This is a genomic window from Streptomyces sp. P9-A2 (genome assembly GCF_036634175.1).
Taxonomy (GTDB): Bacteria; Actinomycetota; Actinomycetes; order Streptomycetales; family Streptomycetaceae; genus Streptomyces; species Streptomyces pratens.
Genome location: NZ_JAZIFX010000001.1, coordinates 7,541,442 through 7,564,390, shown reverse-complemented (window position 1 = coordinate 7,564,390; position 22,949 = coordinate 7,541,442). Strand labels below are relative to the sequence as shown.

Annotated in this window: 4 protein-coding genes and 1 pseudogene; 1 reads left to right on the top strand and 4 read right to left on the bottom strand. The window is 75.4% G+C overall.

Annotated elements, in window-relative coordinates; genetic code table 11:
* Positions 1 to 150: 150 nt before the first annotated feature.
* Positions 151 to 294 (bottom strand): annotated as a pseudogene (locus V4Y04_RS33990) (IS5/IS1182 family transposase); the annotation flags it as partial.
* A gap of 337 nt (positions 295 to 631) precedes the next feature.
* Here V4Y04_RS33990 and V4Y04_RS33985 point away from each other — a divergent pair.
* Positions 632 to 1,270, top strand: coding sequence for a hypothetical protein (locus tag V4Y04_RS33985; RefSeq protein WP_332432158.1), 639 nt, complete (start codon positions 632 to 634; stop codon positions 1,268 to 1,270).
* 467 nt (positions 1,271 to 1,737) lie between these two features.
* Here the strand turns inward: V4Y04_RS33985 and V4Y04_RS33980 are convergent, their stop codons facing one another.
* The 3 genes from V4Y04_RS33980 to V4Y04_RS33970 all read right to left on the bottom strand — a co-directional run bounded on the left by V4Y04_RS33980 (position 1,738) and on the right by V4Y04_RS33970 (position 22,939).
* Positions 1,738 to 2,250, bottom strand: a complete 513-nt coding sequence (locus V4Y04_RS33980; protein WP_332432157.1) for a GNAT family N-acetyltransferase — start codon at positions 2,248 to 2,250, stop codon at positions 1,738 to 1,740.
* A 107-nt stretch (positions 2,251 to 2,357) separates the two neighbouring features.
* The gene (locus V4Y04_RS33975; RefSeq protein WP_042166983.1) at positions 2,358 to 2,561 is read right to left on the bottom strand and encodes an MbtH family protein; all 204 of its coding nucleotides are present in this window, start codon (positions 2,559 to 2,561) and stop codon (positions 2,358 to 2,360) included.
* An 86-nt stretch (positions 2,562 to 2,647) separates the two neighbouring features.
* Positions 2,648 to 22,939, bottom strand: a complete 20,292-nt coding sequence (locus tag V4Y04_RS33970) for a non-ribosomal peptide synthase/polyketide synthase (protein WP_332432156.1) — start codon at positions 22,937 to 22,939, stop codon at positions 2,648 to 2,650.
* Between the last annotated feature and the right edge of the window lie 10 nt (positions 22,940 to 22,949).

Sequence of the window (22,949 nt, the reverse complement as noted above, 5' to 3'; positions counted from 1 at the left end):
GCACACGGCCCCCACGGAACAAGCGTACCCACGCGAACCGGCGCACCGCATCGGACAGACGAGGCACGACATCCACTCGCCGACGGCACCAGCGCCTGCACCCCCTGCCGGCCTGACGCAGGCCTCGGCCTCATCGGCTCAGACCGTGTCCTATGGGGTGAGCCGGGCGAGTCGCTTGTAGCAGCACAGGGCGGCGGCAAGGCCGAGAAAGGCCCGTGGGGTGCGAGGGTTGCGCTCGTGGCGAGGGCTGAGTCGGCGGTATCCGGTCAGTCAGGACATGGTGCGTTCACGGACGTGTCCGACTCCCCGGTGAGCAGCGCGGCATCCTGTGGCCGGCCTCGCGCCGGCGGGCGCCCGCCGGTTCGGCTTGCTCCGGAAGAGGTCCGTCGCGCATGACCAGTGGCCGTCGGCGACGCCACCGTCGATGCTCTGGAAGAGACACCGGTCACCGCGACGGGCCTCCGAACGCCCTCTCGGCAAGCCCGTGGCGCACTTCTCGGAAGGAGTCGGGCATGCACGGCTGGAGCCTTTCGACCCCGATGTCCCGGGGTGTGTCCCCCGGCGTTTCCGAATCCCCGACGAGCCCCGCTCCGGGCAAGGCCCGGGGAGTATTCCGAGCGGGGACGGGCGGATGAACCGGATGTTCGGCGGAGCCACGCGACGCCCGCGGCTGCGTTTCGACGGATGGATCGCCGGCATGGGCACCTCCTCGGGCACGCGGATCGTGCTCGGACACTGGCAACGCTCGCCGTTCGGAGCGTTCAGCGACGTGATGCTGGAACGGGCCGACGGGGAGAGGCTGCTGCTGGCCCCCACACAGGAGGTGGCCGACTTCATCAGCGGCACTTACGTCTTTGACACGGTGCGTGTCGTCCCGGTCGGCGTGAGTGTCACGGAGCACGTCTGGACCGTCACCGCGGGGCCGCTCGACCTGTGTTTCGCCACCGGTCGGCGACGGCTTCCGGGCCTTGCGCTGCGTGCCGTTCCCGGCGCGCTCGCCCGCCGTCCGGCATGGAGCACGCTGACCGACCCGCTCGCCCGCCTGCTGCTGTCGGGCGTACGGACCCGCGGCAGCGCCGGTGGGGGCCGCCGCGAGTGGTACGGCGCCCGGGACCTGCTGCCGATCCGTGCGGTGTCGGCCGCTTTCGGGAGCACCGACCTCGGAGTGATGGCACCGGTCGAACCGCCCGTGCGTTTCGGGTTCGGTTCGACGCCGTCGAAACCCGCCGTCACCCGGGTCACGACGACGGTGGCCCTCGCCCCGGAGTGACGGCACCCGGCCGCTCCTGCGAAGGCCGGTCACTCGCTCGACCACCGGGTGCTCGACGGTGCCCTGTCGTTCGCGCGTACGCGATGCCGTGGATCTCCCCCGTGGCTCCCCTCGGTCACGCTCCGACGGCCATGAGGGCGGGCTCCCACGGCATCCCGGACGCGACTGCGTGAGTCCGCACCGAGGCCGTACTCCAGCCGACCGTCCCGTGGATCGGTCGCGGCGATCGGTCGCCCGCCCGCGTCCGTCACCCGGGCGGCATCCCTGCGGCACGGCCGGGGAGGCGCCGGGTCACGAACAGAACGCCCGCTCGACGTGGCGGTTGACCGGCAGCAGGCGAACGGCCTCGGTCGACGACCACAACGCGGACCGGTGGCGCCTTGGGCCGCAGACTCCAAAGCCGCAGACGCCACAATCGTCGCGTGTGAGGTCGCCGGACGGACGGCGTTCCGGGCCGGCTCCCGGTGTCAGTCCGGGTCCGTCGTCGAGATCACCACCATCTTGGTCACGGTGCCGTCGTCGCCGACCACGTCGCGCATGTGCCGGAAGCCCAGTCGGCGGATCATGGCCAGGCTGGCGGTGTTGTCGGCGCCCACCATGCCGTAGGCCTCCTTCAGGCCCAGGTTGTCGGCGGCGTGGCGGAGCAGGCCGCGGACCACTTCGGTGCCCAGGCCCTGACCCCAGTACTCGGGGACGAGGGCGGTGACCAGTTCGTGGCCGTCGACGTTGCCGGTCTTCTTCACCTCCGCGTGGCCGACGTAGACCTCCTCGCGCCACAGTCCCCACACGTCGAACATGTGCTGCGGGTAGACATCGGTGAGGATGGCGCGGAACAGCGTGCGCAGGTCGGCCTCCGGCACGCGGTCCTGGCCCATCCAGCGGCAGACCTCCTCGTCGCGCAGCAGGGCCACGAAGTGGTTCTCGTCCTCGGGGCGGTAGGGCCGGAACGTGAGTCGTTCGGTGTGCAGGACCGGTGTCATGTCAGCTCCTCAGGCTGGACGGGCGGGCAGACGGACGGGCAGGGCGGAGGCCGGGGTGCGGTTGCGGAACGCACCCCGGGCCGTCCTTCGCGGTCGTGCGGGACGCGTCAGGCTTCGGCGTTCTCCATGCGCTCCCGCAGGCTGCGCGGGCGCATGTCGGTCCAGACCTCGTCGACGTAGGCGGAGCACTCCGCCTCCGTGCCCTCCTTGCCGACGGGCTGCCAGCCGGCGGGCACCTCGACGTCGACGGGCCACAGCGAGTACTGCTCCTCGTCGTTGCGCAGCACCTGGTAACGGGTGTTCTCGTCCATGTCTGTCGGTCTCGCTCTCTGGGGTCGGGTGGGTGGCGGGCGGTGGGCTGGTAACGGCGGCGGGGCGCGGGCCGCTGGGCGGGGCGTCACCGGTTGTCCCGGGCGTGGCGGGCGATGTGGCGCAGGGCCTCGGCGAAGTCGTCCGCGACGCGTCGCACGGTGTCCGTGGCGTGGAGGGCGGGCCGGTGGTGCCAGGTGAAGGACAGCCGGCCGCCCTGCACCGCGCCGACGATCTCCAGCGGATGGGAGCCGCTGTCGCGCGGGTCGTGGTGCCGGCCGAACGAGCCGTGCTCGACATGTATCAGGCCGTCGCCGGGGTTCTCCGGGCGGGCGTCCCACTGGCCGAGGTAGTTGAAGACGACCTGTCCGTGCGCGGCCCGTCCGAGCCGTTCGCGCACCTCGGGCGGGCCGAAGGTGCGCAGCGCGCCGAAGCCCAGGCCGTTGCCGGGCACGGCGCGCAACTGGCGGCGCACCGACTTCACCAGGGTCCGCCAGTCCCGGCCGGGGCCGAGGTCGGCGGGTTCGGGCACCCGGAGGGCGACGGGGTGGACGGTGGTGAACCAGCCGACCGTGCGGGAGAGGTCCACGTCGTCGAGGACGTCCTCGCGGCCGTGTCCCTCCAGGTCCAGGCGGATCTCCTCGCGGCCGGTCCAGCGGGCCAGGGCCAGGGCGAGAGCGGTGAGCAGCACGTCGTTGACGCGGGTGCGGTAAGCGGTCGGCGCGGCGCGCAGGAGTGCTTCGGTGTCCGCCTCGTCCAGTGCGACGGTGAGCGTGTCGACGGGGCCGGTCTCCGGCCCGGTCGGCGTCCCGCCCGGTAGCCCGCCCGGTAGCCCGTCCGGTATTCCGGTGGGCAGCGGCTCGGCGTCGGCCGCCCGCTCCCAGTAGGGCAGTTCGTCGTCGAGGGCGCCGGCCTCGACGTGCGCGGCGAGGCCCCGGGCCCAGTCGCGGAAGGAGGTGGTGCGTTCTCCCAGTGCGACAGGCTCGCCCTGGACGGCCTGCCGGTAGGCGGCCTCCAGGTCGTCGCGCAGGACGCGCCAGGAGACGGCGTCCACGACGAGGTGGTGGGCGACCAGGAGGAGGAAGGCGGGCCGGCCGGTGCCCCCGGTGAACAGGGCCGCCCGCAGCAGCGGGCCGCGCGCCAGGTCGAAGCCGGTGTGCAGCTCGTCGGCGGCCTTCTCCATCGCCGCGTCGGCCTCGGCGGAGGTCAGCCCGCTCAGGTCGTGGCGGTTCAGGAGCCGGTCGCGGCCGGTGTCGGACGGCGACGGGTTGAACTGACGCCAGCCGCCTTCGTCCTCGGTGAAGCGCATGCGCAGGGCGTCGTGGTGGTCGAGCAGGGCGTTCAGGGCCGTTTCCAGGGCGGTGGCGTCCAGGGGGGCGCCGAGTTCCAGCAGCAGCGACTGGTTGAAGTGGCCGTGGCTGGCGCGCGGGCCGGTCAGGAACCACTCCTGGATGGGGGTGAGCGGCACATCCCCGCTCACCGGGCCCTCCCCGGAGTGCCGGGGCGCGCCGGTGACGACGCCGGCCAGTTCGGCGACCGTCTGGTGGGTGAACAGCTCGCGGGTGGCCAGGTGCAGTCCGTCCCGCCGCAGCCGGGAGACGACCTGCATGCTGAGGATGGAGTCGCCGCCGAGGTGGAAGAAGTTGTCGTGCGCGCCGACGTCCGCCACGCCGAGGACATCGGCCCAGATGCGGGCGATGCGGCGTTCGGTGTCGGTGCGCGGTGCCGTGCGCGGCCCGGCGGCGGAGTGCGTGGGGCCGGGTTCGGGCAGGGCGGCGCGGTCGGTCTTGCCGTTGGGGGTGAGCGGCAGGCGCTCCAGCGGCACGAACGCCGACGGGATCATGTGCGGCGGGAGCAGCCCGGCGAGGTGGTCGCGCAGCTCCGGCACCGGCAGTTCCTCCGTGGTGCCCTCGGCGGGCACGACGTGGGCCACGAGCCGTCCGCCGGACCGGCCGTCCTGGTCGGTCCCGCCGCCGCGCACGGTGACCACCGCGTCGCGCACCCGCGGGCTGCGGCGCAGCGCGCTCTCGATCTCTCCGGGCTCGATGCGGAAGCCGCGCAGCTTGACCTGGTCGTCGGCGCGTCCGGCGAAGCGCAGTTCGCCGGACGCGTCCCAGCGGGCCAGGTCGCCGGTGCGGTACATCCGCTCCCCCGGCGCGCCGAACGGGTCGGCGACGAAACGCGAGGCGGTCGGGCCGGGCCGGTTCAGGTAGCCGCGGGCCAGTCCGGGTCCGGCCACGTAGAGGTCGCCGGTGACGCCGGGCGGGACGGGGCGCAGGGCGGCGTCGAGGACCTGGACGCGGATGGCGCCGGCCGGGCGTCCGATCGGCGGGGCGTCCGGGCCGGGGGCGAGGGGGCCGGTCCAGGTGGCGACGACGGTGGCCTCGGTCGGGCCGTACGAGTTGATCATGCGTCGGCCGGGTGCCCACCGTTCGACGAGGTGGGCCGGGCACGCCTCGGCGCCGACGATGAGGGTGCGCAGGTGCGGCAGGGCGTCGGCGGTCCCGGGGGCGACCGTGGCCAGGGCGGCGGGCGGGATCAGCGTGTGGCTGACGCGCCGCCCGGCGAGGACCTCGGCGAGCCGCTCGCCGACGAGCGGGCCCTCCTCCCCGGTGACGAGGGTGGCTCCGGCGAGCAGGGACACGCACAGTTCCAGCACGGAGGCGTCGAAGCTGGGCGAGGCGAACTGCAGGACCCGGTCACCGGGGCCCGCGTCGTAGCGGTCGGCGGCGGCCGCGGTGAAGGCGGCCAGTCCGCTGTGCGTCACCGCCACGCCCTTGGGTGTGCCGGTGGAACCGGACGTGTAGATCACGTACGCGGGGTGGTCGACGGTCAGCGGGGCCGTGCGGTCGGCGTCCGTGGGCGCGGTGTCCGGCCCGTCCGCGTCCCGTACGGCTGCGGGGTCGTCCAGGACGAGCCGGGCGCCCGCGTCGCGCAGCATGAACTCCCGTCGCTGCTCGGGGTAGTCCGGGTCGACGGGCAGGAAGGCACCGCCGGCCTTGGCCACGGCGAGCTGGGCCACCACCGTCTCCGCGCCGCGGGGCAGGGCCAGCGCCACGATCCGCTCGGGTCCCACGCCCCGGGCGATGAGCCGGTGCGCCAGCCGGTTGGCGGCGCGCTCGACCTGCGCGTACGTCAGCTCGCGGCCGTCGGCGTCGGCCAGGGCCACAGCGTCGGGCGTGCGGGCGGCCTGCCGTTCGAACAGCTCCGGCAGCGTCGCCGCCGGTACCGGGCGGGCGGCGGGGCGTCCCTGGTCGAGGACGGCCTTGAGCGTCTCGTCGGTGGCCAGCGGCAGGGCGCCCACGGGGCGGCCGGGGTCGTCGGCGACGGCGGTCAGGAGTGTGCCGAGCTGGTCGGCCATCCGTTCGGCGGTGGCCGCGTCGAACAGGTCGGTGTTGTAGGTGAGCAGGCCGTGCAGTTCCCCGGCGGGGGTCTCGGCGAACTCCAGGGTGAGGTCGAACGCCGCGTGCCGCAGGTCCGTGTCGACGTCGGTGACCTCGACGCCGGGCAGGTCGAGAGTGGCGGCCGGGGCGTTCTGCAGCACCACCATGACCTGGAACAGGGGGGTGCGGCTGGTGTCGCGGACCGGCTGCACCTCGTCCACCACCCGCTCGAACGGCGCCTCCTGGTGGGCGAAGGCGTCCAGGACGGTCCCGCGCACCTCGGTGAGGAACTCGGGGAAGGGGCGGTCGGGTTCGACGCGGGAGCGCAGGACGAGGGTGTTGACGAAGAATCCGACGAGGTTCTGGGTCTCGGGACGGTCGCGGCCGGAGGTGACCGTGCCGACGGTGATGTCCCGGCCGCCGGTCAGGCGGGCCAGGTAGGTCTGCGCGGCGGCGACCAGCGTGGTGAACAGGGTGGTCTGCCGGTCCCGGCCCACCTGGACGAGGCGGCGGGTGGTGCCGCGTGGCAGGACGAGGCGCACGGCGGCGCCGTCGTGGGTGCGCACCACCGGACGCGGCCGGTCGGTGGGCAGGTCCAGTGTTTCCAGACCGGTCAGGTGCTCCTTCCAGTACGCGAGGTGGTCGTCCGTGCCGCTGCCGCGCTGCCAGTGGGCGTAGTCGGCGTACTGCACCGGCAGCGGCGGCAACTTTCCTTTGTCCGCGCCCGGTTCGGCGCGGTAGAAGTGGGCGAGGTCGCCGGTGAGGACTCCGGTGGACCAGCCGTCGGTGACGATGTGGTGCAGGGTCAGGGTCAGGACGTGCTCCTCGTCCGAGAGCCTGATCAGCCCCGCGTGCAGCAGCGGGCCCTGCCGCAGGTCGAACGTGCGGGCCCGCTCGGCCTCCAGCAGCTCCTCCAGCCGGGCCGCCCGGTGGGGCTCCGCTGTTCCCGACAGGTCGTGCAGCGGCAGCGGCACGTCCGGCGCCGGGTGGACGAGCTGCACGCCGTGGCCGTCCACCGTGTCGAAGGTGGTGCGCAGCGCCTCGTGCCGCTCGACCAGGGCGCGCAGGGCCGCGGTGAGAGCGGGCACATCGAGCCGGCCGCGCAGGCGCAGGGCGAACGCGGTGACGTACTCGCCGCTGCCCGGCGCGAACTCCTCCAGGAACCAAAGGCGTTGCTGGGCGTACGACATCGGGGCGGGTGTGTCGCGGGGGACCGGGACGATCGCGGTGGGCGCGGCGTCGCCGGAGGGCTCCGCGGTGAGCAGGGCGGCGAGGGCGGCGGGGGTGGGGTGGGTGAACACCGCGCGCGGTGACAGGTCGGCGCCGAACGCCTCGGACAGGCGGGTGGCCAGCCGGATGCTGAGGATGGAGTCCCCGCCCAGCTGGAAGAAGTCGTCCTCCACGCCGGGCCGCTCCACGGACAGGACCTCCGCGAAGACGTCAGCGGTGCGCCGCTCGGCGTCGGTGCGCGGCGCGGTCGGCGCGCTTCGCCGGTCGCCGCCGGCGGCCTCCGGTGCCGGAAGGGCGGCCCGGTCGACCTTGCCGTTGCCGCTGAGCGGCAGTGCGGGCAGGGCGACGAACGCCGAGGGCACGAGGTAGTCGGGGAGCGAGCGCCGGGCGAACTCCTTCAGGGCGGTGAGGTCTTCGGGGCCGACCACATAGGCCACCAGGCGCCGGCCGCCGGGCCGGTCCTCGCGGGCCAGTACCGCCACGTCCGCGACGCCGGGATGCGCCGCGAGGGCCGCCTCCACCTCGCCGGGTTCGACGCGGAAGCCGCGGATCTTCACCTGGTCGTCGGCGCGGCCCAGGAACTCGACCGTGCCGTCGGGGCGGCGGCGGGCCAGGTCGCCGGTGCGGTACATGCGCGTGCCGGGCGGGCCGGCGGGGTCGGCGAGGAAGCGGGCGGCGGTGTCGCCGGGACGGCCCAGGTAGCCGCGTGCCACGCCCTCGCCGGCGAGGTACAGCTCGCCGGCGCAGCCCGGCGGCACGGGCCGCAGCCGGCCGTCGAGGACGTGGACCCGCATGTCGTCGAGCGGGTGGCCGATGGGCACGGTGTCCGGCACGGCCGCCGCGTCGGTGAGCGCGAAGGACGTCGCGAACGTCGTCGCCTCGGTGGGGCCGTAGCCGTCCACGACGGTCAGGCCGGGGCAGGCGGACAGCACGCGGCGTACGGCCGCGGCGGGCACCACGTCGCCGCCGGTCCACACCTGGCGCAGGCCGGTGAAGCAGTCCGGCGCGTCCTGCGCCAGCAGCCGGAAGAGGCCGGCGGTCAGCCACAGCGCGCTCAGGCCGTCGTCGCGGACCAGGTGCCGCAGCAGTGCCGCGTCCAGGGGCCGGGGCGGTGCCACGACCACGCAGCCGCCGTTCAGCAGGGGCGCCCACACCTCGAAGGTGGCGGCGTCGAAGGCCACCGGGGAGTGCAGCAGCACCCGGTCGCACACCCCGCCGGTGAAGCGGCCGTCGGTGGCGAGGGCGGCCACGTCGCGGTGGCGTACCGCGACCGCCTTGGGCTCGCCGGTCGACCCGGAGGTGAACATCACGTACGCCGGCCGGTCGGCGTCCGCGGGTACGGCGGCGGGCACGCCCGGCACGGGGGTGCGTGCGGCGGCGACGTCCGCGGCGGTCAGCTCGGCCGTCGCGCCCGCCCGTTCGGCCAGCGCCCGGCGCCGCTCCTCGGGGGCGCGGGCGTCCACCGGCACGTAGGCGCCGCCCGCCTTGAGGACGGCGAGCTGGGCGACGACGAGTTCGGCGCAGCGGTCCATCGGCAGCGCCACCCGGTCCTCCGCCCGCAGGCCGTCGGCGAGGAGCCGGGACGCCACGGCGTCGGACCACTCGTCGAGGCCGCGGTACGTCAGCTCCGTGTCGCCGTCGCGCAGGGCGGGCGCGTCGGGGGTGCGGCGGGCCTGCTCGGCGAACAGCCCGACGGGACTGCGCGGCGCCGTCCGCCGCACGGGGGTGTTCCACCGCTCCAGCAGGGCGCGGTCGTCCTCGGTCAGCAGCGGCAGGCCCCTCACGTCCGCGTCGGCCTCGATGGCGTCGGCGAGGGCGGTCAGGACGACCGCGAGCCGGGCCGCGAGGCGTTCGGCCGTGTCCGCGTCGAACAGGTCGGCGTCGTAGGCGAGGTCGATGCCGAGCCGGTCGCCGAGGTGGGCTCGCAGGCACAGCGGGAAGGTCGGCGCGTCGTCGGCCCGCACCTCCTCGACGTGCACGCCCGTGCGGGCCGTGGCGGACTCGTCGACGGGGTAGTTCTCGAACACCACCATGCTGTCGAACAGCGACTCGCCCGCCGGGACTTCGCTCAGCGCCCGGATGCGGGGCAGCGCGAGGAAGTCGAAGCGCCGCGCGTCGCTCTGGCGCTCCTGCACGCCCCGCAGCCAGGACGCCGCTCCCCCGCCCGTGACCTGGATCCGGGTGGGCACGGTGTTGATGAACATGCCGATCATCGCCTCCACGCCCGGCAGTTCGGCCGGCCTCCCGGAGACGGTCGTGCCGAACACGGCGTCGTCGCGTCCACCGTGGCGGGCCAGCAGCAGCGCCCAGGCGCCCTCGATCACGGTGTTCACCGTCAGCCCGGCCCGTGCCGCCGTCTCCCGCAGCCGCGCCGATACGCGTTCGTCCAGCTGCCGGTGTGCCGTGGCGGCGGCGCGGGCGCGGTGCGCCTCGGCCGGTGTGCGGTCGTACGGCAGCGGGGTGCGGGCCGGGAAACCCGCGAGGGCGCCGGCCCAGTACGCCTCGGCCGCGGTCTCGTCCTGCTCGTGCAGCCAGCGCAGGAAGTCGGAGAACGGGCGCCTGACCGGCACGGGGGCCTCGCGGCCGCCGGTGAGCGCGGCGTAGCGCTCGCACACCTCGGTGAGCAGCTGCCCGGTGCTCCAGCCGTCCAGGATCAGATGGTGGGAGGACCACAGCAGCAGGATCTCGTCGCCGGGCAGCGCGGCCAGGGTGATGCGGGTGAGGGGTGCGGTCGTGAGGTCCATGCCCGCCGTGCGGTCGGCGGCCGACAGGTCCTCCGTCTCCCTCTCTCGCTGCTCGGGCGTCAGGTGCCGCCGGTCCAGGTGGGTGACGGGCAGCTCCACGCGGTGGTGGACGACCTGGACCGGGTGCGGCAGGTTCTGCCAGTGGACGCTGGTGCGCAGGGCCTCGGTGCGGTCGGCGACCTGCTGCCAGGCCGCGGCGAAGGCCCGCGGGTCGGCCACCCCGGACAGTCGTACGGCCGTCCGGTCGAAGTAGGCGCCCGCGGTGTCCACCAGGCCGTGGAAGAGCATCCCGGCCTGCAGGGGTGTCAGCGGCAGGACGTCCGCCACGTGCCGGCCGTCGCCCACGAGGCGGTCCAGCTCCCTCTGGCCGAGTCCGGCGAGCGGGAAGTCCGACGGGGTGCGGCCGCCCGCGTCCGGGCGGGCGCAGTGGGCCGCGATGTCGCGCAGCGCCGCGCACATCCCGTCGGCGAGCTCACGGACGGTGGACTCGTCGTAGACGGTCGGCGGATAGGTCCAGCCGAGTTCGAGGCGGCCGTCCTGGACCACACCGGTGATGTCCAGCAGGTAGGGGCGGGGCGCGTCGGGGTCGGTGTCGGAGCCGGCCGGGGGCAGGGCGGCGCCGTAGAGGCCGCTCCCCGCGCCGTCGGCGTCCCACCGGCCGTGGTAGTTGAAGCCGACCTGTGGCGCCGGAGCACCGGTCAGCGGGCTGTCGGGCAACAGGTGGCGCAGCGCGCCGTGGCTCAGGCCGTGCAGCGGCACCGCGCGCAGCTGCTCCTTGACCGAGCGCAGGGTGTCGTGCCAGCCGGCGTCGGGGTCGACGCTCAGCGCGAGGGGGAACTCGGCGGTGAACCAGCCGACCGTCCGGGACAGGTCCACGTCGTCGAAGAGGTCCTCGCGGCCGTGGCCCTCCACGCCGACCAGCACGGTCTCGCGCCCGCACCAGCGGGCCAGGGTGCGGCCGAGGGCGCTGAGGAGGACGTCGTTGACCTGGGTGCGGTAGACCTCCGGGACCCGGCGCAGCAGGGCCTCGGTCGTCTCCGGCTCGAGCAGCACGGTGACCGTGGCGGCGCTGCCGTGGGTGTGGGGGCCGGGCCGGCCCGCGGGCAGGTCGGCGGGGGCCTGCGCGGTGCGCTCCCAGTGGGGGAGGTCGCCGTCCAGGGCGCCGGACCGGGTGTGCGTCTCCAGCCGGGCCGCCCAGTGGCCGAACGGGGTTCCGGCCGGGGGCAGTTCGACGGGACGTCCGTCCGCGGCGCAGCGGTGGGCGGTCTCCAGGTCGGCCGGCAGGATCCGCCAGGAGACGCCGTCGACGGCCAAGTGGTGGACGATGAAAAGGAGTTGTGCGGGCAGGTCCGGGCCGCGGTCGAAGAGCAGGACGCGTGCCACGCGGCCCTCGGTCGGGTCGAGGGAGTCCCGGGCCGCGTCCGCGGCACGCCGCACCTCGGCCTCCAGTGCGGAGCCGTCCAGGCCGGTCACGTCGTGGTGGGTGAGGACGCCGTCCGGGACGTCCGGCAGGATCTCCTGGCGCCAGGCGTCGTCGGTGCGGCGGAAGCGGGTGCGCAGGGCCGGATGGTGGCGGACGAGGGCGTCCACGGCGGGGCGCAGGGCGGACAGGTCGGTGCCGGGGGCGAGTTCGGTCCGCTGCGACATGGTGAAGCGCAGCGGGTCGCCGGGGCGGCGGCCGTCGAGGTACCAGCGCTGGATCGGGGTGAGCGGTGCCTCGGCGGGCGGAGTCGCGTTTGCCGCCGCGGGGGCCGCCTCGGTGACGCGCAGGGCGAGTTCGGCGACGGTCTGGTGGCGGAAGACGTCCTTGGTGGTCAGCGCCAGCCCGGCCCGGCGGGCCCGGGAGACGATCTGGATGCTGAGGATGGAGTCGCCGCCGAGCGCGAAGAAGTTGTCCCGCGTGCCCACCCGTTCGGTCCGCAGGACGTCCGCCCAGATCGCGGCCAGCGTCTCCTCGGTGCCGGGACGCGGTGCCACGTACGTCGTGGCGGGGTCCGGTTGCGCGGGCGGGGCGGGCAGGGCGCGCCGGTCGGTCTTGCCGCTGCTGGTGCGCGGGATGCGCGCCAGCGGGACGTACGCGGTCGGCACCATGTGGTCCGGCAGGGTGCGCCGGAGGGCCAGGCGCAGCTCGTCGGCGGTCGGCACCGTGTTCCCGGCGGGCACCAGGTGGGCCACGAGCATGAGCCGGCCCGCGTGTTCGCGTGCCGTCACCACTGCCTCGGACACGTCCGGGTGGGTGAGCAGCGCGGCCTCGACCTCGCCGGGTTCGATGCGGAAGCCGCGGATCTTGATCTGCTCGTCGGCGCGGCCCAGGAACTCCAGCAGCCCTCGCTCGTCCCGGCGGGCGCGGTCGCCGGTGCGGTACATCCGCTCCCCCGGCGCGCCGAACGGGTCGGCGAGGAAGCGTGACGCGGTCGAACCGGGGCGGCCCAGGTAGCCGCGGGCCACCTGCGCGCCGGCGAGGTACAGCTCGCCGGGCACGCCGGGCGGCACCGGGCGCAGGGCGCCGTCGAGGACGTGGGCGCGCAGGTTGCGGCCGGGTCGCCCGACGACCGGCCGGTCCGGGTGGTCGGTGACACGCCCGTAGGTGGCGTCGACGGTGCACTCGGTGGGCCCGTACATGTTGTACGCGGTGACGCCTAGGTCCGCGGCGGCGCACAGCTCCCGCCAGGTGTCGGGGCCGGTCGCCTCGCCGCCGACCATGAGGACGCGCGGGTGGTGGCGGCCGGGTGCGAGGAGTCCGGCGGCGAGGAGTTCGCGCAGGAAGGTCGGGGTGACGTTCACCAGGTCCAGGCGGCGTTCGGCGACCTGGGCGCAGAACGCGTCCGGGTCCAGGCGCACGTCCTCGTCGACGAGGTGGACCTCCTGCCCGAGGGCGAACAGCAGCGGCCCCTCCCAGGAGGTGTCGAAGGAGAACGAGGCACTCAGCGCGGCGCGCAGCCGCCGCCCGTCCGCGGTGTGCGGGGCGACGAGCCCTTCGCGGTGGTCGTGGCAGAGGTTGACCAGGTGGCGGTGTTCGACGACAACGCCCTTGGGGGTGCCGGTGGAACCGGAGGTGTAGACGATGTAGGCGGCGTGGCCGGGGAGCAGCGGGGCCGGGCGGTCGCGGTCGGTGGGGTCGTGGGCGGGCAGCCGGTCCCACGGCACCTCGCGCAGGGCGTCGGCGGTCAGCACGGTGTGCGGGGCCGCGTCCGCGAGGAGGCGGGTGACGCGTTCGGCGGGCAGGTCGGGGTCGAGGCAGAGGAGGGTGCCGCCCGCCTTGGTGACGGCGAGCACCGACACGAGCAGGTCGGAGGTGCGTGGCAGCCGTACGGCGACCACCTTCTCGGGGGCGACGCCCCGGGCGAGGAGGTGGTGGGCGAGCCGGTTGGCGCGCTCGTTGAGGGCGGCGAAGTCGAACGTGGCGTCCCGTGCCACCAGGGCGGTGACGTGCGGGGTGCGGGCGGCCTGCGCCTCGAACAGGGCGGGGAAGGTGGTGTCGGGGACCGCGAGCCGCGGCCCCTGCCAGTCGTGGAGCACCCGGTGCCGCTCGGCGGCGGTCATCAGTTCCAGTGCCCGCACGTCGCGGTCGGGGTCCTGCGCGGCGGCCTCCAGGAGCAGCCGCAGCCTGGCGGCCAGACGGTGGACGGTGTCCTCGTCGAACAGGGCGGTGTCGTACTCCAGATGGCCGGTGACACCGCCGTCCGTCTCCACGAAGTCGAAGGCCAGGTCGAACGTGGCGTGCCGGACCGGCGGGGTGACCGGCTCGACGTCCAGGTCCGGGAGCGCGGGGGCCTCGGCGCCCAGGTTGTGCAGGGCGACCATGACCTGGAACAGGGGGGTGCGGCTGGTGTCCCGCTCGGGCCGGAGAGCGTCCACCAGCCGTTCGAAGGGCACGTCCTGGTGGGTGAACGCCTCCAGGACGGTGCCGCGCACCTGCTCCAGCAGCGCGCGGAACGACGTGCCGGGGCGTATTCGGTTGCGCAGCACCAGCGTGTTCACGAACATGCCGACCACGTCGTGCAGTTCGGGGCGTTCACGGCCCGCGGTGACGGTGCCGACGGCGAAGTCGTCCTGGTCGGCCCAGCGGGACAGCAGGGCCGTGCAGGCCGTCAGCAGCGTCATGTACAGGGTGGCGTCGGCCTCCCGGCCCCGCTCGCGCAGCCGGTCGGTCAGCTCGGCGGGCAGGGTGAAGGTCACCAGCGCGCCGTCCCCGGCGCGTACGGCGGGGCGCGGACGGTCGGTCGGGAGCTCCAGCGGGGGCACTGCGTCCAGCGTCTCGCGCCAGTGGGCGAGTTGCTCCTCGACGTGGTCGGTGCGGGCGCGCTGCCAGGTGGCGTGGTCGGCGTACCGGACGGGCAGCGCCGGGAGTTCGGGCTCGCGGCCCTCGTGTGCCGCCGCGTACAGCTCGCCCAGGTCCCGGCCGAGGACGCCGAGCGACCAGCCGTCGGTGACGATGTGGTGGACGGCGAGGACGAGAACGTGCTCGCCGTACTTGTCGTGCTCGCCGTACTTGTCGTGCTCGCCGTACTTGTCGTGCTCGCCGCGCTTGTCGTGCTCGCCGCGCTTGTCGTGCTCGCCGCGCTTATCGTGCTCGCCGCGCTTGTCGTGCTCGCCGGCGGCCGTGCGGGCGAGCCGGGCGCGCAGCGGCGGCCCGGCCGCCAGGTCGAAGGGCGTGGCGGCCTCGCGTTCCAGCAGCGCGTCCAGCGCCGCCCGCCCGTCCGGGGCCGCGGTGAGGTCGTCCACAGGCAGGCCGACCCGATGCGGCGGACGCACCGTCTGCCGGGTCTGTCCGTCCTGTTCGGCGAACGTGGTGCGCAGTGCCTCGTGCCGGGCGACCAGGCCGTCCAGCGCGGTGCGCAGGGCGTTCTCGTCGAGCGGGCCGCGCAGGCGGAGCACGGACAGCGTCGTGTACTCGGTGCTGCCGGGCTCGAACCGGTCGAGGAACCACAGGCGTTGCTGGGCGTACGACAGCGGCGCCGGGATGTGCGGGGCGGACGCCGGTATCGCGTCGGCCCGCGGGGCGGACGCGTCGTCGGCCGGTTCGCCGAGCTCGGCGGCCAGGGCGGCCACCGTGGGACGGGTGAACAGCAGCCTCGGGGAGGCGCCGGGACCGAACGCGGCGCGCAGCCGGGCGGTGACGCGGACGGCGAGGATGGAGTCACCGCCGAGCGCGAAGAAGTCGTCGCCGGCGTGCACCTCCTCCACTCCCAGCACGTCCGCCCAGGCGGCGGCGACCAGCCGTTCGGCGGGCGTGCGCGGCGGGGTCCGGTCGGGGCCGGCGGCGTAGCCGTCCGGTCCCGGCGCGGGCAGTGCGCGCCGGTCCAGTTTGCCGTTGACGGTGAGCGGCAGCGCGTCCATCGGTACGTAGGCGGCGGGCACCATGTGGGCGGGCAGCAGGCGCTCCAGGTGGGCGCGCAGCTCGGCCGGCGCGGGGATCGCACCGCCGGAGCCGGTGACGTGCGCCACGAGCCGGCGGGTGCCGGAGGCGTCCTCGAACACGCCGGCCGCGGCCTCGGCGACGCCGGGGTGGGTGTGCAGGGCGGCCTCGATCTCGCCGGGTTCGATGCGGTAGCCGCGGATCTTCACCTGGGCGTCGGTGCGGCCCAGGTACTCCAGGGTGCCGTCGGCCCGCCACTTCGCCCGGTCGCCCGTGCGGTACATGCGGCTGCCGGCCGGTCCGAACGGGTCGGCCAGGAAGCGGGTGGCGGTGAGGCCGGGGCGGCCCAGGTAGCCGCGGGCCAGGCCCTCGCCCGCCACGTACAGCTCGCCGGTCGCTCCGGGCGGTACGGGCGCCAGGTCCGCGTCGAGCACGTACGCCCGCAGGTCCTCGATGGCCGTGCCGATGGGACCGGCGGGGCCGTCGGCGGCGGTGGCGGGGTCGAGCGGGGCGTGGGTGACGTGCACGGTGGTCTCGGTGATGCCGTACATGTTGACCAGGCGCGGGGCGGCGGCCGGGTGGCGCGTCCACCAGTCGGCGAGCCGGCCGGTGTCCAGGGCCTCACCGCCGAAGACCACCGTGCGCAGCGCGAGACGGGCGCTGACCTCGGGATGTTCGGCGTCCGCGCGGATCAGCGGGTAGAACGCGGACGGCGTCTGGTTGAGGACGGTGACCCGCTCGTCCGCCAGCAGGCGCAGGAAGTCCTCCGGGGAGCGGGCGGTCTCGTCGGGCACGATCACGAGCCGGCCGCCGTGCAGCAGCGGGCCCCACAGCTCCCACACGGAGAAGTCGAACGCGTAGGAGTGGAACATCGTCCACACGTCGTCCGGGCCGAAGCCGAACCAGTGGCTCGTGCGGGTGAACAGCCGCACCACGTTGGCGTGCGGGATCACCACGCCCTTGGGGCGGCCGGTGGAGCCGGAGGTGTGGATGGCGTAGGCGGGGCTCTCCGGCAGCGGCCGGCGGGCCGGGGCGGGGCCGGTGGCCGGGCGGCGGGCGAGGTCGGCCTCCGTGTCCGGGTCGTCGAGGAGGAGGACGGGCACGTCGGTGCCGTCGGCCCGTGCCGCCGTGCCGGTCGTGGTCACCAGCGTCACCGGGGCGGCGTCGGCGAGGAGGTGGCCGATGCGTTCGGCGGGCGAGGCCGGGTCGATCGGCAGGTAGGCCGCGCCGGTCTTCAGCACGGCGAGGACCGCGACGACCTGGTCGCAGGAGCGGGGCAGCGCGAGGGCGACGAACCGCTCGGGCGCGGCGCCGAGTTCGGCGAGCCGGTGGGCGAGCCGGCCGGCGCGGGCGTCGAGCGTCGCGTAGTCCAGACGCTCGGCTTGGCAGGTGACGGCGACGGCACCGGGCGTGCGGGCGGCCTGCGCCTCGAACAGGTCCACCAAGGTCTCGTCGGGGCGGCCCTCTTCGGTGCCGTTCCACTCGGTGAGCATCCGCCGCCGTTCCCCGGCCGTCGGCCGGGCCAGGGCGCGCAGCGGCCGGTCGGGGCCGTCGGCGATCTCCGTGAGCAGCAGGCACAGCCGATCGGCGAGTGAGCGGACGGTCGCCGCGTCGAACAGGGCGGGGTCGTAGGCGAGGTCGAAGCCGAGGCGTTCGCCGTGGTGGGCGCGCAGGACGAGCGGGTAGTTGGTGGCGTCGCGGGAGGTCACCTCGGCCAGGCGCACTCCGGAGCCGGCCGTGCGTGCCTCGTCGAAGGGGTAGTTCTCGAAGGCGACCATGCTGTGGAAGAGCGGGCTGCCGGACGGCACGTCGCTCAGCCGGGTCAGCTCGGCCAGCGACACGGCCGCGAACCGCCTCGACTCGGCCTGTGCGTCCTGGAGTTCCCGCAGCCACGCGCCGGCCGGGCGCCCGGGGTCGACGCGTATGCGGGTGGGCACGGTGTTGATGAACATGCCCACCATCGACTCGGCGCCGGGCAGGTCGTCGGGCCGGCCGGAGACGGTGGTGCCGAAGACCACGTCGTCCTCGGCGCCGTACCGGGCCAGCAGCAGCGCCCAGGCGCCCTGCACGACCGTGTTGAGGGTGAGGCCGGCCTCGCGTGCGGTGCGCGCCAGCCGGGCCGACGCCTCCTCGTCCAGGCCGGCCACGTGGACGTCGGCGGAGCGGGCCGAGTGGGCCTCGCGCAGGGGGCGGTCGGTGGGCAGCGGGGTGGGTGCGGTGAAGCCGGCGAGGACGCCCTGCCAGTGCGCGCGGGCGGCGTCGGCGTCCTGGTCCGCCAGCCACCGCACGTAGTCGGCGAAGGGGCGCCGTACCGGCGGCCGGGACTCGGCGCCGGCGGTGAGCGCCGCGTACTCCTCGACCACCTCGGTCAGCACCTGGGCCAGGCTCCAGCCGTCCAGGATCAGGTGGTGGGAGGTCCACAGCAGGTGCAGCCGCGCGTCGGGCAGCCGCACCAGGGTCAGCCGCATCAGCGGCGCGGCGGCGAGGTCGATGCCGCGGGCCAGGTCGTCGGCCCGCAGCCGGTCGAGGCGCTCGGCGCGCTCGGCCTCGTCCAGGTTCCGCCAGTCGAGGTGGGTCACCGGCACCCGCACGTCCCGGCGCACGACCTGGAGGGGCACCGGTACGTCCTCCCAGACCACGCAGGTGCGCAGGGCGGGGGTGCGGTCGGTGACGCGCTGCCAGGCCACGGCGAGGGCGTGCGGGTCGGCGACGCCGTCCAGCAGGAGCGCCGCCTGGTCGACGTAGACGTCGTCGGGGCCGCCGACCAGCCGGTGGAAGAGCATGCCCTCCTGGAGCGGGGTCAGCGGCAGGACGTCCGCCACGTCCCGCCCGTCGCCGGCCAGGCGGTCCAGGCGGTCCTGGTCGAGGCGGGCCAGCGGGAAGTCGGACGGGGTGCGGCCGCCCGCGCCGGGGCGGGCGCAGTGCCCGGCGATCGCGGCGAGCGCGCGGGTCATGCCGTCGGCGAGGGTGCGGACGGTGTCCTCGTCGTGCACCTGGTCGCTGTAGTGCCAGGTGATCTCCAGTTCGCCGTCGGCGACCACGGCGGACACGTCCAGCAGGTGGGCCGGCGGCCGGTCGGCGGCGATGTCACGGCCGGGCGCCTCGCCCGCCGGGGCGAAGTCCCTCCCCTCGCCGGCCTCCCACTGACCGTGGTAGTTGAAGCAGACCTGCGGCAGCGGCAGGTCCCGCAGGGCGCGGGCGGCCGGGCCGGGCGAGCCGAGGCGGGCCAGGGCCTCGTAGCCGAGGCCGTGCCGGGGAACGGCCCGCAGCCGTTCCTTCACCGTCTTGAGGGTGGTGCCCCAGTCGGGCGCGTCGGACGGTCCGGCGGGGGTGAGGGTGACGGGGTACTGGGTGGTGAACCAGCCCACCGTGCGGGACAGGTCCAGCGTGTCGTCCTCGCGGCCGTGGCCCTCCAGTGCGACGGTCACCCGCCCGGTGCCCGTCCAGTCGGCGAGGACCCGGCCCAGCGCGCTGAGCAGCACGTCGTTGACCTGCGTGCGGTAGACCGCGGGCACCTGGCGCAGGAGAGCGTGGGTGGTGGCGCGGTCCACGCGGGTGTGGAGCGTGCGGACCGCGCCGGCGAGCGGGGTGCCGGGACGGTCCACGGGCAGCGGGGTACGGGGTTCGGCGGCCTCGGCCGTCCAGTGCGGCAGGTCGGCGTCGAGGTCACCGGCGCGCACCCGGCGGGACAGGTGCGCGGCCCAGTCGGCGAACGGCGTGGGGACGGGCTCCAGTTGGACCGGGGCGCCCTGGGCCGCCTGCCGGTAGGCCTGGGCGAGGTCGGCGAGGAGGACGCGCCAGGAGACGCTGTCCACCGCCAGGTGGTGGGCGGTGACGAAGAGCTGGGGGCGCTCGCCGGGGCGGGACAGCAGGGCGGCGCGCAGCAGGGCGCCGGTCTCCGGGTCGAGGGCGGCGCGGGCGGCCCCGGCGGCCTCCTCGCGGGTGGCCGTCGGGTCGGCGGCGCGGGAGAGGTCGTGGCGGGTGAGCAGGCCGGCGGCCGGGCCGTCGCCGGGGTGCTGGCGCCAGGTGTCCCCCGAGCGGACGAAGCGGGTGCGCAGCGCGGGGTGGTGGGCGGCCAGTGCCTCCAGGGCACGTTCCAGGGCCGCCTCGTCCAGGTCGTGCGGCAGGTCCAGCAGCATCGACATGCTGAAGTGCCGCAGCGGGCCGTGGGTGGCGAAGAACCACTCCTGGATCGGCGTCAGCGGTGCCGGGCCCTCCTCGCGCGGCCGCCGGGGCGCGGGCACCTCGGCGGCGCGCGCGGACGCGGCGGCGGCGAGGTCGGCGACGGTCTGGTGGCGGAAGACGTCCCGCGAGGTCAGGTGCAGGCCCGCCGCGCGGGCGCGGGAGACGGCCTGGATGCTGAGGATGGAGTCGCCGCCCAGCTCGAAGAAGTTGTCGCTCACACCGACCCGGCGCGCGCCCAGCACCTCGGCCCAAATGCGGGCGAGGGTCTCCTCCTCGGGGGTGCGCGGGGCGACGAACTCCTTGTCGCGCCCGCCGCCGTCGGGGTCGGGGGCGGGCAGGGCACGCCGGTCGACCTTGCCGCTGACGGTCATCGGCAGGGCGTCGAGCACGGTGAAGGAGGACGGCACCATGTGGTCGGGCAGCACGCGCCGGCAGGCCGCCCGCACCTCGGTCGCGGTGAGCCGCGCGTCGTGGTCGGCGGGGACCGGGGCCCCGGCAGGCAACGTCTGCCCGTCAAGGAGCGGCGGCCGGTGCGTGCTCTCGGTGTGCCGGACGGAAGCCCTCGTACTGGAGGTACTCGGGCTTTCGGCCGGTACGGCGAAGGGGGTGCCTCCCTGCTCGAGCGAAGCCGAGAGCTCGGGTGCGCGTGCCGGGCGTCGCGACGGGGCGGAGGTCGTCTGCCGGGGCACCAGGTAGGCGGCGAGCCGGGTGTGGCCGTGCGGGTCGGTGACGGCGACGACCGCGGCGGCGGCGACCCCGGGCAGGTCCGTCAGGGCCGCCTCGACCTCACCGGGCTCGATGCGGTGGCCGCGCACCTTGACCTGGTCGTCGGCGCGTCCCAGGTGGTCCAGGCGTCCGTCGGCGGTCCAGCGGGCCAGGTCGCCGGTGCGGTACATGCGGGTGCCGGGCGGGCCGTACGGGTCGGGCAGGAACCGTGCGGCGGTGAGCCCCGGCCGGCCGGCGTAGCCGCGCGCCAGCTGCGCGCCGGCCAGGTACAGCTCGCCGCCGACCCCGGGCGGCACAGGCCGGAGCCGGTCGTCGAGGACGTAGGCGCGCACATTGGCGAGCGGCCGGCCGACGGTGGGGCGGCCGTCGCCCTCGATGCGGCAGGCGAGGGCGTCGACCGTGCACTCGGTGGGCCCGTAGAAGTTGTACGCGGCCACGTCCCGCCGCTCGGCCAGCTCCCGCCACAGGTCGGGCCCGACGGCCTCGCCGCCGAGCATCAGCACCCGGGGGTGGTGGCGCGGGTCGGTGAGCAGTCCGGCGGGCAGCAGTTGGCGCAGGTGGATGGGGGTCAGGTCGAGGAAGTCGATGCGGTGCTCGACGACGTACTCGACCAGCGCGGCGGCGTCCAGCCGGGTCGTCTCGTCGACCAGGTGCAGCGGGTGGCCGTCGGCCATCAGCAGCACGCCCTCCAGCGAGGTGTCGAAGGAGAACGACGCCGTCAGCGCGACCCGCAGCGGCCCGCCGCCCGCCTCGGCGACGAAGCCCTCGCGGTGGCCCGCCAGGAGGTTCGCCAGGGACCGGTGGGTCACGGTGACGCCCTTGGGGCGGCCGGTGGAGCCGGAGGTGTAGAGGACGTAGGCGGTGGTGTCGGGGTGCGGCGGGGTGAGCGGGCCCGCGTCGGCGGCGGGGCCGGTGCCGGACAGGTCCCGCAGCGTGGTCCCGTCCAGTACGAGGGCCGGCCGGGCGTCGTCGAGCAGGAACCGTATGCGCTCCTCCGGCAGCGCGGGATCCAGGGGCAGATAGCCGGCGCCGGCCTTCCAGACGGCGAGGATCGCCACGATCATGTCGGCGGTGCGGGGCAGTCGCAGGGCGACCAGCCGCTCGGGGCCGGCTCCGCGCGCCACGAGCTGCCGGGCCAGCCGGTCGGCGCGGGCGTCGAGCGTCGCGTGGTCCAGGCGTTCGTCCCCGGCGACCAGGGCGGTGGTGTGCGGGGTGCGGGCGGCCTGCCGTGCGAACAGCTCGGGCAGGGTGTCCTCGGGGACGGGCCGCGCGGTCGCGTTCCAGTCCCGGGTGACCTGCCGCGTCTGCCGGGGCGAGAGCAGGGGCAGGGCGCCGAGCGGGCGGTCCGGCTCGGCGGCGGCGCCGTCCAGCGTGCGCAGCAGCTGGTCCGCCATGCGCTCGGCGGTGGCCGCGTCGAACAGGTCGGTGCGGTACTCCAGCAGACCGGTCAGCCCGTCGCCGTCGGGTACGAACTCCACGCTCAGGTCGAACGTGGCGGCCCGCCGGGGTACGGCGACCGGGGCGGTGGCCAGGCCGTGCGGGTCGGGGGCGGCGGGCGGCGCGGGGTGCAGCAGGACCATCACGTCGAACAGGGGGTTGCGGCCCGCCTCCCGGGCCGCGCCGACGGCCTCCACCAGCCGTTCGAACGGCGTGTCACCGTGCGCGAAGGCGTCGTTGACGGTGTCCGCGGCGGCGGCCAGCAGGTCGCGGAAGGAACCGCCGGTCTCGACGCGGGTGCGCAGCACGACGGTGTTGACGAAGAACCCGACGGCCCGTTCCAGGTCGGTGCGTCCGCGGCCGGGGGTGAGCGAGCCGACGGTGATGTCGTCCTGCCCCGACCAGCGGGCCAGCAGGGCCTGGGAGGCGGCGACCAGGGCGGTGAACAGCGTGGTGTGCCGCTCGGCCGCGAGGTGCTTCAGCCGGGCCGTGGTGGCGGCGGGGACGGTGAAGGTGTGCACCGCGCCCGCGCCGGAATCCTCGCCGCGGCGCGGCCGGTCCAGTGGCAGCTCGGGCGCCACCGCACCGGACAACCGCTCTTTCCAATGCGCCAGTCGACGCTCCAGCCGGGGGCCGGAGAGCTGCTCTCGCTGCCAGACGGCGAAGTCCGGGTACTGCGTCGCCACCGGCGGCAGCGCGGGCTCCGCGCCCTGGGCGAGGGCGTCGTAGGCGGCGCACAGCTCCTCCAGGAGCACGCCCATCGACCAGCCGTCGGTGACGATGTGATGGGCCGTCAGCAGCAGCACGTGCGCATGGTCCGACTCGCGCAGCAGCAGGGCGCGCAGCAGCGGTCCGGTGCGCAGGTCGAAGGGGCGCTCGTACGCGGCCACCAGGACCGCGTCCAGGGCTTCCCCGTCCCCGGTGGCCGGGATGTCCCGGACCGGCAGCGGGAGCGGGCCGGCCGGCCGCACGGTCTGCGTGGGGCTGCCGTCGGTCTCGTCGAACGTGGTGCGCAGTGCCTCGTGCCGCCCCACCACGTGCTCCAGCGCGCCGGTCAGGGCGGTGTGGTCGAGGGTTCCGGTGAGCCGCAGCGCGACCGCGCTGTTGTAGCGCGGGTCGCCGGGGTGCAGCCGGTCCAGGAACCACAGGCGCTGCTGGGCGAAGGACAGCGGCAGCGGCCGGGTGCGGTCCGCGTGCCCGATGGCCTGCCGGGCGGCGCCGGGGGTGTCGGCGGCCCGTCCGGCGAGCCGGCGGCGGAGTGCTTCCCGGAGGTCCTGCGGCAGGGCCTCGGCGCGGTTTCGCTTCGAAGACGTCATGGTTGTCCGG